We start from the raw sequence: 12,974 nt of genomic DNA, 5'->3' as shown, positions 1-12,974 counted from the left end.
GTCACTCGGTGGTTTCGACGATCAGAAGCTCGCGCTCGGCCGCGCCGCGCGCGTGGCTCAGTGCTTCCTGGTACTCGGGCGAGTTGTAGCATTCCTCGGCCGCCTCGACCGACGGGAACTTCGCCACGACGTTGCGCGGCCGTTCCTTGCCCTCGAGTTGCACGAAGCGGCCGGCCCGCGCGATGAAGTGCCCGCCGTGCTTCTCGATGGCGGGACCGGCCAGCTTGGCATAGCGGCCATAGGCGTCGGCGTCGGTCACGGTGACGTGGGCGATCCAGAGTGCGGGCATGTCAGGTCTCCATCAACTTCTTCACGGCGAATATGGCCGCCTCGGCATTCTCGGTCGACGGACCGCCGCCCTGGGCCATGTCGGGACGGCCGCCGCCGCCCTTGCCGCCCAATTCGGCCACCGCCACGCGCACCATGTCGACGGCGGACAGTCGCCCCGTCAGGTCGTCCGTGACGCCTGCCGCGACCACCGCCTTGCCACCGGCGTCGGCGATCAACAGGACCGCGCCCGAACCCAGCCGCGCCTTGTGCTCGTCGATAAGCGGAGGAAGATCCTTGCCGTTGACGCCCGAAACCACCTGAGCGAGAAGCTTGACGCCGCCCACCTCCTCGGCTTCCGACGCGCCCGCGGCTCCGCCTCCCATGGCGAGCTTGCGGCGCAAATCCGCGACCTCGTCCTGCAACTGCCGCCGCTCGGCCTGAAGCGCCTTCACGCGCTCGACCACCTCGCCCGGCGCCGTCTTCAACGTCCCCGCAACCTCGGCCATACGCCGCGACTGCTCGGCAAGGTGGCGCATCGCCTCCTGCCCCGTCAGCGCCTCGATCCGCCGCACGCCCGCCGAGGACGCGCTTTCGCCGAGGACGACGCAAAGCCCGATGTCGCCCGTGCGGCGGACATGCGTGCCGCCGCAAAGCTCGATCGACCAGGTCTGGCCGTCAGCCCCCTTGCCGGTGACCGCTCGGCCCATGCTGACCACGCGAACCTCATCGCCGTACTTCTCGCCGAAAAGCGCCTGAGCCCCGATGGCGCGGGCGTCGTCGGGCGTCATGATGCGCGTCTCGACGGGTGCGTTCTGGCGGATGAAGTCGTTCACCTCTTCCTCGACGCGCGCCAGTTCCTCGGCCGTCAGCGCCTTCTGGTGGCTGAAGTCGAAGCGCAGCCGGTCCGGCGCGTTCAGCGAGCCGCGCTGCGCGACGTGGGGTCCAAGCGCGCCGCGCAGGGCCTCGTGCAGCAGGTGCGTCGCCGAGTGGTTCGCCCGGATCGCCGAGCGGCGGGTGTGGTCGACCTTGAGCGCGACCGGAGCGCCGACGATCAGCCTTCCCGCCGTGACCGTCGCCTGGTGCCCCCAGACCCGCCCGCCCGCGAAGCGCCGCGTGTCGGCGACCTCGGCCATGTCGTCGGCCTCGCCCACGCCGCGCAGGGTGCCGGTGTCGCCGACCTGGCCGCCCGCCTCTCCGTAGAAGGGCGTCTGGTTCGTCACGACCCAGCCCGTCTCGCCCTCTTCCAGCGCGTTGACGGTCACGCCCTCGCGCAGGATGGCGAGGATCTGCCCTTCCGCCGTCTCGGTGTCGTAGCCCAGAAACTCGGTCGCGCCGTGCATCTCGGCCAGGTCAAACCAGACGGTCGCGTCCTTGGCCTCGCCGGTCCCGGCCCAGGCCGCGCGTGCCTTGGCCTTCTGCTCGGACATCGCCGCGTCGAAGCCCGCCACGTCGACCCCGCGTTTCTTCTCGCGCATCGCGTCCTGCGTCAGGTCGAGCGGGAAGCCGAAGGTGTCATAGAGCCGAAACGCCGCCTCGCCCGGAAGGTCCGAGCCCTCGGGTATGCGCGTCAATTCCTCGTCCAGCAGTCGCAGCCCCCGGTCGAGCGTCTGGAGGAACCGCGATTCCTCCAGCTTCATCGTCTCCTCGATCATCGGCTGCGCGCGTCTCAACTCGGGATAGGCGCGCCCCATCTCGGCCACCAGCGTCGGCACCAGCCTGTGCATCACCGGGTCCTTGGCCCCGGCCATGTGGGCATGGCGCATCGCGCGCCGCATGATCCGGCGCAGGACATAGCCGCGCCCCTCGTTCGACGGCATCACCCCGTCCGCGATCAGGAAGGACGTCGAGCGCAAGTGGTCGGCCACCACGCGGTGGTGGACGTTGTCCGGCCCGTCCGGGTCCGAGGACGTCGCGTGAGCCGACGCCTCGATCAGCGCGCGCATGGTGTCGGTGTCGTAGTTGTCGTGCTTGCCCTGCAGAAGCGCGCCGATCCGCTCCAGTCCCATGCCTGTGTCGATCGACTGCATGTCGAGCGCGCGCATCGAGCCGTCCTCGAACTGCTCGTTCTGCATGAAGACGACGTTCCAGATCTCGATGAAGCGGTCGCCGTCCTCGTCCGGGCTGCCCGGAGGCCCGCCCCAGATGTGGTCGCCGTGGTCGTAGAAGATCTCGGTGCAGGGACCGCAGGGCCCTGTGGGCCCCATCTGCCAGAAGTTGTCGGATGTCGCGATCCGGATGATCCGGTCCTCGGGCACGCCGACCTTCTTCCAGATCGCCGCTGCCTCGTCGTCGGTGTGATAGACCGTCGTCAGAAGCCGCGACTTGTCGATCCCGAAATCCTGCGTCAGCAGGTTCCAGGCGAAGGGGATCGCCTCTTCCTTGAAATAGTCGCCGAACGAGAAATTCCCCAGCATCTCGAAAAAGGTGTGGTGCCGCGCGGTATAGCCCACATTGTCCAGATCGTTGTGCTTGCCGCCCGCCCGCACGCACTTCTGCGCCGTCGTCGCCCGCGTGTAGTCCCGGCGCTCCAGCCCCGTGAAGAGGTTCTTGAACTGGACCATGCCCGAGTTCGTGAACATCAGCGTGGGATCGTTGCGCGGCACGAGCGGAGAGGACGGGACGACCCTGTGGCCGTTGCGTTCGAAGTAGGACAGGAAGGTCGAGCGGATGTCGTTGAGGCTGGTCATGGGTCACGCGTCTTTCGGGGCAGGGCTCGGGATAACCCGTTCCCATCAGACGGTAAAGCGTCATGGGCGGCGCGACCGGGCGGGACGCCTTTCTTCTTGGCGGAAATACTCCGGGGGGGTGAATTTGCCGAAGGCAAAAAGGGGGGCCGCAGCCCCCCTCCGTCACGGCACCGCGAGGGCGCCGGCGATCACTCTCGCCTAGGCTTCGACCACGCCGTCGTCGTCGACGCTCGCCGCTTCGTCGTCCGAGCCGCCGAAATCCAGCCCGTGCGACGCGCGGATCTTGTCCTCGATCGACCAGGCGACGTCGGGATTTTCCTTGAGGAAGGTCTTCGCGTTCTCGCGGCCCTGCCCGATGCGCTCGTCACCGTAGGAGAACCACGAGCCCGACTTCTCGACCACGCCGGCCTTGACGCCGAGGTCGATCAGCTCGCCCGTCTTCGAGATGCCCTCGCCATACATGATGTCGAACTCGACCTGCTTGAACGGCGGCGCCACCTTGTTCTTCACGACCTTGACGCGGGTGGTGTTGCCCACGACCTCGTCCCGGTCCTTGATCGAACCGATCCGGCGGATGTCGAGGCGGACCGAGGAGTAGAACTTCAGCGCGTTGCCGCCCGTCGTCGTCTCGGGCGAGCCGAACATGACGCCGATCTTCATGCGGATCTGGTTGATGAAGACCACGGTGCATTTCGACCGCGCAATGGACGAGGTCAGCTTGCGCATCGCCTGGCTCATCAGGCGGGCGTGGACGCCGACGGAGGAGTCGCCCATGTCGCCTTCAAGCTCGGACTTCGGCGTAAGTGCTGCCACCGAGTCGATGACGACCATGCTGACCGCACCCGAACGCACCAGCGTGTCGACGATCTCGAGCCCCTGCTCGCCCGTGTCGGGCTGCGAGATCAGAAGCTCGTCCAGGTTCACGCCCAGCTTCCTGGCGTACAGCGGATCGAGCGCGTGCTCGGCGTCGACGAAGGCGCAGACGCCGCCCTTCTTCTGCTCTTCGGCCACGCAATGCAGCGTCAGCGTGGTCTTGCCCGAAGACTCGGGCCCGTAGATCTCGACGATGCGGCCCTTGGGCAGGCCGCCGATGCCAAGGGCGATGTCGAGCCCGAGCGAACCGGTCGAGGTCGACTCGATCTCCGGGATCGGGTTGTCGCCGCCCAGCTTCATGATCGACCCCTTGCCGAACTGCCGTTCGATCTGGGCCAGCGCCGAGTCGAGCGCCTTCTGCTTTTCGCTGTCTTTCTTGGGAGTCATGCTTAGGAGTTCAGCCGTGGCCATGGGATCCTGTTCCTTATTTCACGTCCGCCGCAGAGCGGCAACGCTTGCTCGTGTTCGCCTCTTGTTCTTGTGACCGTTATGAGATCAAAAAGAGAACATTGCAACCGGTTTGTCTCGAATTCTATGTGCCGTTGCGGTTAAGGAAGCGTTACGCCTCGCGCCTCAGGACACCTGTTCCTGCACCAGGGCGGTCAGTTGCTGCAGCGAGAACGGCTTCGGCAGGAACACCGAGTTCGGGATGCGCGACTGCTTTTCCGCCCGGCCCTCCTCGGCATAGCCCGACATGAAGACGACGCGAGTGTCGGGACGCTTCTTCAGGGCCTGCCGCACCCAGGTCGGGCCGTCCATGCCGGGCATGATGACGTCGGTGACGAAGACATCGACGCGGAAGCCGTCGTCGTCGAGGATCTTCAGCGCCACCTCGGCGTTCTCGGCCTCGACCACCGTATAGCCCCGCATCCTCAGCGCCCGCGAGGCGAAGGCGCGGACCGGAGCCTCGTCCTCGACAAGAAGGATGACCCCGTCGCCCCGCCCGGAAGGCGCGCGCGCGGGCAGCGACACGACGGGCGCCACAGGGTCCGCCGGCACCGAATTGGCGGGGAAATACAGGCTGAAGACCGTGCCCCGCCCGGTCTCGCTGTCGACGAAGATGTATCCGCCCGTCTGCTTGACGATGCCATAGGCCGTCGACAGGCCAAGACCCGTTCCCTCTCCCGTCTTCTTGGTGGTGTAGAAGGGCTCGAAGATCTTCGACAGACCGTCCGGCGCGATGCCGATGCCGGTGTCGCGCACCTCGATCACCACGTAATTTCCGGCGGGGACGCGGGCGCGGTCGCGGGTCACGTCGTCCGTCAGGACCTCGCTATGGGTCTCGATGGTCACCGTGCCCCCGTCAGGCATGGCGTCGCGCGCATTTACGACGAGGTTGACGAGCACCTGCTCGAGCTGACGGCGGTCGGCCCTTATGTCCTGCGGCCCCGGCCCGTGCTTGACGTCGAGCCGGATCCGCTCGCCGATCAGGCGGTTCAGCAGATGCCCCAGGTCCGACATCGTGTCCCGCAGGTCGAGCGCCTGTGGCTTGAGGTTCTGCTTGCGCGAAAAGGCGAGAAGCTGTCCGACCAGCGCCGCGGCCCGGTTGGCGTTCTGGCTGATCTGGATCAGGTCGGCATAGTCCGGATCGCCCGGATCGTGGCGCAGGAGAAGCAGGTCGCAGTGGCCCCCGATGGCCGTGAGCAGGTTGTTGAAGTCATGCGCCACCCCGCCCGCAAGCTGTCCGATGGCCTGCATCTTCTGGCTTTGGACGAACTGCGCCTCGAGCGTCTTCAATTCGGTCGCGTCGTTCAGAAGACCGACAAGCGTGACCTCCCCGTCCTCGACCGCTCGGCCAAGTGCTATCTGTAAGAAAAGCTCTTTCCCCGGCACGACGGCGCGCACGATCTCGGGCTTGAGAAGCCCCCTGCCCTCGGCCGCGGCGGCAAGCCAGTCGGCGATCGGGCGTCCCATCCCCTCGACCAGTTCGAAGAGCGGCGGCAGCGGACCGGGATCGAGCTCGAAGAGCGCGCGCGCCTGCGTGTTCGCTTCCAAAAGAGTTCCGTCGACGGCGATCTTCAGCATCGGCACCGGCAACAGATCGACAAGACCGGGCGAGCCGAGCGCCGCGGGACGGTCGGCGGCGGCAACGCGCGCGTCGGGAACGACGACGATGCGTCGCGTCTCCTTGTCGCCCGGCACCTCGAACAGCGTCACGGCAGCCTCTCCCTCCGCGAGGCGCAGCCTGTGGCGGCCGTCCGCGCGCAGCGGAAGATCGGCGACGAGGTCGGACAGCCGCTCGGGGCGGTCGCCGATCAGGGCCGAGGCGCCGGCATTCATGTCGAGGATGCGCCCCTCGGCAGAGACGGTCAGGATCGCGGGCTCCGGCGCTGTCGCGGGCAGCGCCTGCGGGGCCTGGCGGGGGGCCAGCGACCACAGAAGGCTGCCGCCCTCGGCCAAGGTCACGGTCAGTTCGTCTTCCCCCACGCGGCGCGTGGCCGATCCCGACGCCAGCGCACCTGCCGCGAGGGCGCGCAGGACATCCTCGGGTGCCGCGAAGTGGCCGACGAAGACACCGGCAAGCGGGGCGCCGGGGATCAGGTGGGCAAAGCCCTCGGCGGCAGGGTTCCGATCGATATAGGCCAGCCAGCGGTCGGTCAGGAACGCCGGGTGCGGATCTTCCCTCAGCCGCTTGACCACGGCGGGCCGCCGGACAAGCCTCCGCAGCCGAACCGCCGCAGCCTGCGCGCCCTTCATCAGCGACACGGACAGAAACCCTGCGCCCGCACCCATCAGAAGCGGTCGCACCACCGGGTGAGGGGCAAGCGCCGCGCCGAGGACCGCGAGACCGGACAGGATCAGGCAAAGGAAGACCCGCCGCCCCGTTTCGGGCGTGGCGAGATGAAGAAATGCGGCAGCCGGCTGAAGGTGCGTCACGATCTCCGCGCCCGAGGTTCACCCCCGATGTCTGGGACGGAAAGGTTAACGACTCCTTAAAGCCAAGGGGCGGGCCTCACTCCGCGCGGCGAAGTACGGCGATGAAGAAGCCGTCGCCGCCGTCGAGCGGCGTCCATACTTGGCGCGCGACCTCGGTCCAGCCTGTCGTCCTCGTCAGGAACGCCTGGATCCGAGCGCCATTCTCCTCGTCGAGAAGCGAGCATGTCGCGTAGGCGAGATAGCCTCCCGGTCGTACCAGAGGCGAGGCCTCGTCCAGGATGGTGTCCTGTATGCGCGTCAGATCCTCCAGCGCATGCGGGGTCAGCCGCCATTTCGCCTCGGGCTGCCGCCGCCATGCCCCGCTGCCAGAACAGGGCGCATCGCAGAGAACCGCGTCCATGCCACCCTTCGGCCGCGCGACCACGTCGATGCGGCACCCCGCCCGTTCGGCGCGCGCGGGAAGGTCGGACATGCGCCCCGAATTGACGTCGTGCGCAAGGACGCGCCCCGCACCTCCTGCCGCCAATGCCAGCGCCTTGCCGCCGCCGCCCGCGCAATAGTCGAGGACGGTTGCGCCCGTGACGTAGGGCAGCAGGGCCGCGACGGCCGCCTGCGAAGCAGCGTCCTGAAGCTCGACGAGGCCGTCGCGATAGGCAGCCGACGCCTGCACGCGGCGCGCATGTCCCGTGACCTCGAGCGCCGTGCCGCACAGAGGATGCGGCCGGCTCTCGATCCCCTCGCGCGCCAGATCGGATTGCGCCGCTTCCCGGCTCGTCCGTGCCGCGTTGACCCGCAGGAACACGGGGGCGCGGTCGCGCAGGGCGTCCAGCACGGGCGCAGTCGCGTCGCCGAGGCTCGCCTGGAGGCGCGGCAGGACCCAGTCCTGCACGTCGAGCCGCACCGGCTCGGGCGCATCGCCCAGAGGGGGCGGCAGGGCGCGTTCCTCGTCGGTAAGGGGAGCCGGAGCATGACCGATGCCGGTGAAAAGGCCGTCCGGGTCCTCTCCCCTGCTCCGCAGAAGCCCGAGCATCACGCGGCGGCCAGTCCGGCCCTGCCCCGACCATTCGGAGGAACGCAGCCTGCGGAGGGCATCGAATACGTGATCGCGGATCGCGGCGCGGTCTCCCGACCCCGCGAAACGGTGAGCACGGCCCCAATTGGTCAGGGTCTGCTCGGCCACGGCCCCGTCGAGCACGGCGTCAAGAATGTCGATGGCCGCGGCCACCCGCGCTTCGGGGGTCATCGGGCCGGTGCGGTCTCAGTCCGTGGTGCCGGTGTCGCCGTCGGAGGTTCCGCCGTCGCTGCCGCCGCCATTTCCGTTGCTGGTGTCGCTGTTGCCCGGCCCGCCGGTATCCTCGCCACCGCCCGAATCGACATCGGTTCCGCCGCCGCCGACGTCCACGTCGATGCCGCCTCCGCCGATATCGACGTCGATGCCACCGCCGCTATCGACCGGATCGCCTCCGGTGCTTCCGCCCGTGCTGCCTCCGGTGGAGGGAGCCGTCGGCACGCCGACCGATGGCGTGGCGGGCGCGGCGTACACAGGATCGGGACCGTCGTTCCGCGACCCCGTGGTGCGGCCATTGCCCGAGAAGATGCGGCTGAAAAGACCCTGCGGCTTCTTGCGGACGATGATGACCTGCGGCTGCGGCGGAAGCGTCTGGACGACCTTCGGCTGGACCACCGCGCGCGGCTTCTGCGGCTGAGCCACCACCTGCGGCGCGCCGTCACCCGACAGCCAGATCTCGGCCACGCCCGAGGCGGGCTTGGGCTCGAACCAGGTGAAGTCCTTCAGTTCGGCGTCATAGGCCTCGGCGAGCCTAGCCGCCGAATTCCGGTCGGTGTCGTGGAAGTAGCGCAGGTTGCGCGAGGCGATCGACAAGTCGACTTCCTTCACCTGCGTAACGGAGTGGCCGCGCTCCTGAAGGTCCTGCGACAGCGCCTGCGCGATCTTCGCGTCCGTCGTCTGCGGCACCAGGATCGTCACATCCAGAGAACCATCCGAGGTGACTGCGGGCGTTACGTCTTGCGGCGCCGTCTCCTCGGGAGCGGCCTCGGCCGGAATCACCTCGAGCGCCGGCGGCGCCTCCATCCCGGCCGGCGTCGGGTCGGGAACGACCGCCTCGCCCAGATCGGGCGGACGCACGGCCGGCACGTCCTCGGAGAAGAGCTGCGGCGTTCCGGCGGCTCCTTCGCCGTCGGAGGTTCCGGTCTCGGCCGGGGGCGCGGGACGCGAGCGGGGGACGGGCGAATAGATGATCGGCGCTTTCGGCGGCAGTGCGACGTCGGCGTCCGGCTCGAAGAGCTGTCCCGGACCACCCGTCGAGAAGCCCGGCGCCTGCGCAGACACTGGCACGACGATCGCCGTCTCGGACGGCGGCACATAGGCCTCGAGGCCGGCAATGTCGCGGGCAATGGCGGCAGGCGTCGCGATCGTCGCGGCAAGCGGCTTGCCCGGCGGCACAAGGGACGGCGCACGCCATTCCCCCGAGACCGTCTCGCCGGGACGCCAGAGCATCGACGTCGTCAGCCCAAGCGCCGGCACCAGCCCGAACCGCGGCGGAGGCGCGGCGGCCGGACCCTTTTCAAGCGGAGGGGCGACGGTGGTGAAGGGCAAGGCGGCGAGCGCGATCAGGAAAAGCGCCATGCCGCGCGGCCGGTTGCGCACATAGACGCGCGCCGGGTCGGCCGTTCCTGCAACGGCGCCGCTCTCGGGCTGCGGATCGGTCTCGGCCACGACGGCTGCGGCGGCGGCTTGAGCCGCGACCTGGCGTGCGGCGATGTCATGGACGTTCGGCGCACCGTCAGGAACCAGCCCGTCATCGCGGCGCGACGGCTGGACCAGGGGCGGGGTCGGATAGAGCCCGGTCGCGTCGTCTGCGTAAAGACGATCCACCATGGCAGGCGTGATAAGCGACGGCTCTTCCGACGCGGCCTTTTCGGCCTCGCGCGCCTCGCGCAGGGCATCGACACGGTCGGCGAAGTCGAAGTGGTCGTCGGTCTTTTCCTGAACGACGATCAGCGGCTGAGGCCGGAAGGCCTCGTCGTCCTCGACGTCTTCCTCCCACGGCATGGGGCGGCGTTTGGGAAGGGTCTTGCCGGCGGCCTTCTCGCGCAGCGCGACTTCGCGGCGGGCGCGGGCCTCGGCAAGGCGCGCAGCCCAACGCTCGTCGGCGTCGAGATCTACGACGGCGTCGTCCGGTTTCTCGTTAGACCTGTAGGCGCGGTCGGCCATAATTTCCACTCGCAAATAGCTGCTGCTCCCCAGAAGGGAGCCGAAACCAGCCTGCCCGCGTTCTCAACCGCCCATTCTGTAGTTTGGGCTTTCGCGTGTGATCTGTACGTCGTGGACGTGACTTTCCTTGAGCCCCGCCCCGGTGATCTTCACGAATTGACAATTTTGTCGCATGTCTTCGACCGTCGCGCAACCGGTGTATCCCATCGCCGCGCGAAGTCCGCCGACCAACTGATGTATAACTGCCGCAGCAGGGCCCTTGTAAGGCACCTGACCCTCGATTCCCTCTGGCACGAGCTTGTCCGACGCCGCGTCCTTCTGGAAATACCGGTCCGCCGATCCCCGCGCCATGGCGCCGAGCGATCCCATGCCCCGGTACGACTTGAACGTCCGGCCCTGGTAGAGGATGACCTCGCCCGGGCTTTCGTCGGTGCCCGCCATCATCGAGCCCACCATCGCGCAGGATGCACCCGCCGCGATGGCCTTGGCGAAGTCGCCCGAGAACTTGATGCCCCCGTCGGCGATGACGGGCACGTCGCCTGCCTCGCCCGCGCAGTCGAGGATGGCAGTCAACTGGGGAACGCCCACGCCCGCGACCATCCGCGTCGTGCAGATCGAGCCGGGTCCGATGCCGACCTTGACCGCATCCGCGCCCGCGTCGATCAGCGCGCGGGTCGCCGCGGCGGTTGCGACGTTGCCGGCGATGATCTGGACCTCGTTCGACAGGGTCTTGGCGCGCTCGACGGCGCGCGCGACGCCCTCGGAATGGCCGTGCGCGGTGTCGATCACGATGATGTCGACGCCCGCGTCGACCAGCGCCTGGCTGCGCTCGAAGCCCGCATCGCCCACCGTGGTCGCGGCGGCGACCCGCAGGCGGCCAAGACGGTCCTTGCAGGCAATTGGGTTCAGCACGGCCTGCTCGCTGTCCTTCAGCGTCAGAAGGCCCGTGAGCTTGCCCTTGCCGTCGTGAACCAGCAGCTTCTCGATCCGCCGCGCCTTCATCAGGCTTCGCGCCTCGTCGAGATCGGCGGGTTCGGCCAGCATGGCGAGGTTGTCGGACGTCATCATCACCCTCACGGGCGTGTCGTTCGACGTCGCGAACCGCATGTCGCGGTTCGTCACGATCCCCAGCACCCGCCCCATTTCGTCGACGACGGGAAAGCCGGTGACGTTGTAACGCTCCTGAAGCGCCTTGGCGTCTGTCAGCGTCTGGTCGGGGGTCAGCGTGATCGGGTTGTACACGATGCCCGAGACGAACCGCTTCACGCGCCGCACTTCGCGCGCCTGCTCGTCGATGTCGAGGTTGCGGTGGATGACCCCCAGGCCGCCGGCCTGCGCCATCGTGATGGCCATGTGCGATTCCGTCACCGTGTCCATCGCCGAGGACAAGAGCGGGATGTTCATCGCAATGTCGCGGGTCACGCGGGTGCGGGTATCGGCCGTCGACGGCAGGACGCGCGACGCGGCCGGAACAAGCAGGACATCATCAAAGGTAAGCGCCTCGCGAATCTCCATCGGGTCTCTCCTTGGGAGGGTTCGTTTGACGCTTCCCTATTTCACGGGCCGACCGCGACAGAAACCCCCAAATCGCGGGTCCTGTCACCGAATCCGCAAAATCTTGTGGTTTGAAACGAGAACGGGCGACCCGCATGGGGCCGCCCGTTCTTCCCCCGCGGCCGCTTGCGTCGCAGGACGCACAACGACCGTCAGCTTCCCCGTCTCGATCGCAACCCCGTGGGGCGCGAGAGATCGGAGAGCATGGCGCTGGTGGCGAGATCGAAGGCGTCGGACGCGGGCGGCGCGCGCAACGGGCGCGGGCGGAACAGGGGCGTCTCGGAACAGGTCACTCGGCAACAAGGACAACGTGGCGGGAAAGCTGGGCGAATCGACGTCCGGATCTGGTTGATTTCGCGTTGACGCGCCGCAATCTCACCGACGATGACGAACATCGGCTGAGATTGGCGCGCCGCTGCCGACAAAGCCTCAGGCGATGGCCGCGTTCGTCTTCGCGGCGAGGGCCCCCGAGGCCCAAAGCTTCATCACCCTGTAGACCACCGGCAGGACGATGACCGTCGCCGCGATCAGCAGCACCCCGCCTGCAAGCCTGACGCCCGGGCTGCCGTAGGCGCCGCCGATCAGGATCGTGGCGCCCGCGAAGCTGGCCGAGGGGAAGGTGAAGGCGCTCCAGAAGCCGCTGAACCCGGCCTCGGTCAGCCAGCGCGCGCGAAGAACGAGGACCGCGGCAATGACCGACGCGAGCGCCAGCGCAACCACGGCCAGCACGAGTTGGCCGGTCAGCACAGCCGCGCTGGCGGCGAGCGAGGGCGGTGCCAATTGGATAGCGTGCAGGGGGCGCAGCGCCGCCGGCGCCTCGCCCGAGAGAAGCGGCCGGATCGTCGCTGCGAAGATCACGAGGAACGCCAGGATGCAGTACCAGATCAGGGGAACGAGGATCGTCTCCCAGATCCCCAGCCGGACCGCAGCCGCCGGGACGAGGATGAAGCCCACGAAGACGAGGTGCATGGCGGGGGTAATCGGTCCGGCCGTGTCGGTGCCTCGAAGCCTCTTCGGAAGCACCGCAAGGGCAAGGACCAGGAGACCCGCAGTCCCAACCCCGAGCGACACGATCCCTAGCGACGGCGCATAGGGCGCCAGCACGGCGCCTTCGGCCATCAGGCACATGGCGAGCGCGGCAAGGCCCGCGCGTCCCGGCAAGGTCGAGGCATCCTCGGCGGCCACACCCGGCCGCAGCGCGACCTTCCCGGCATAGGCTGCGAGCGCAAAGGCGAAGAGAAGGCTGACGGCCCCCATATAGGATTCGATCAAACCGGCGGGCGCTCCCAGGCCCCCTGCCCCGGTCCGCCAGGCAAGACCCAGCCCGAGGGCGCCCAAAAGGGCCGAGAAGATCGCAGGCGGAACGCGGCGCAGCGGTCCCACGCGGGGCGACAGTTGTGGCGGCGGCGGAAAATGAGGCACGGGACGATCCTCCTGCCACTTCTCATGCCACGCCCCCGGACCCTCCGACAGGCGGC

General features: G+C 68.3%; 8 protein-coding genes. All 8 read right to left on the bottom strand.

Annotated features, from left to right (window positions below; genetic code table 11):
- Position 1: 1 nt before the first annotated feature.
- The 8 genes from C8D95_RS06390 to C8D95_RS06355 all read right to left on the bottom strand — a co-directional run bounded on the left by C8D95_RS06390 (position 2) and on the right by C8D95_RS06355 (position 12,918).
- Positions 2 to 289, bottom strand: coding sequence for a DUF1330 domain-containing protein (locus tag C8D95_RS06390; protein ID WP_109758325.1), 288 nt, complete (start codon positions 287 to 289; stop codon positions 2 to 4).
- Between the two features lies 1 nt (position 290).
- Positions 291 to 2,957 (bottom strand): alanine--tRNA ligase, encoded by a 2,667-nt coding sequence (alaS, locus tag C8D95_RS06385; protein WP_109758324.1) that lies wholly within the window; start codon positions 2,955 to 2,957, stop codon positions 291 to 293.
- A gap of 198 nt (positions 2,958 to 3,155) precedes the next feature.
- Positions 3,156 to 4,241 (bottom strand): recombinase RecA, encoded by a 1,086-nt coding sequence (gene recA / locus C8D95_RS06380; protein WP_109758323.1) that lies wholly within the window; start codon positions 4,239 to 4,241, stop codon positions 3,156 to 3,158.
- A gap of 162 nt (positions 4,242 to 4,403) precedes the next feature.
- Positions 4,404 to 6,707 (bottom strand): hybrid sensor histidine kinase/response regulator, encoded by a 2,304-nt coding sequence (locus C8D95_RS06375; protein WP_241239658.1) that lies wholly within the window; start codon positions 6,705 to 6,707, stop codon positions 4,404 to 4,406.
- A 76-nt stretch (positions 6,708 to 6,783) separates the two neighbouring features.
- Positions 6,784 to 7,950, bottom strand: coding sequence for an RsmB/NOP family class I SAM-dependent RNA methyltransferase (locus tag C8D95_RS06370; protein WP_109758322.1), 1,167 nt, complete (start codon positions 7,948 to 7,950; stop codon positions 6,784 to 6,786).
- Between the two features lie 15 nt (positions 7,951 to 7,965).
- Positions 7,966 to 9,942 carry a hypothetical protein gene (locus C8D95_RS06365; RefSeq protein WP_109758321.1) on the bottom strand — a complete coding sequence of 659 codons (1,977 nt, stop codon included), beginning with the start codon at positions 9,940 to 9,942 and terminating at the stop codon, positions 7,966 to 7,968.
- Between the two features lie 63 nt (positions 9,943 to 10,005).
- Positions 10,006 to 11,457, bottom strand: coding sequence for an IMP dehydrogenase (gene guaB / locus C8D95_RS06360; protein WP_109758320.1), 1,452 nt, complete (start codon positions 11,455 to 11,457; stop codon positions 10,006 to 10,008).
- 468 nt (positions 11,458 to 11,925) lie between these two features.
- Positions 11,926 to 12,918, bottom strand: coding sequence for an SLAC1 family transporter (locus C8D95_RS06355; RefSeq protein WP_164721675.1), 993 nt, complete (start codon positions 12,916 to 12,918; stop codon positions 11,926 to 11,928).
- Positions 12,919 to 12,974 lie beyond the last annotated feature (56 nt).

Source organism: Silicimonas algicola (assembly GCF_003148765.1).
Lineage (GTDB): Bacteria > Pseudomonadota > Alphaproteobacteria > Rhodobacterales > Rhodobacteraceae > Silicimonas > Silicimonas algicola.
Note: the sequence above shows the minus strand (reverse complement) of the source record. Positions and strands in the feature narration are given on the sequence as shown.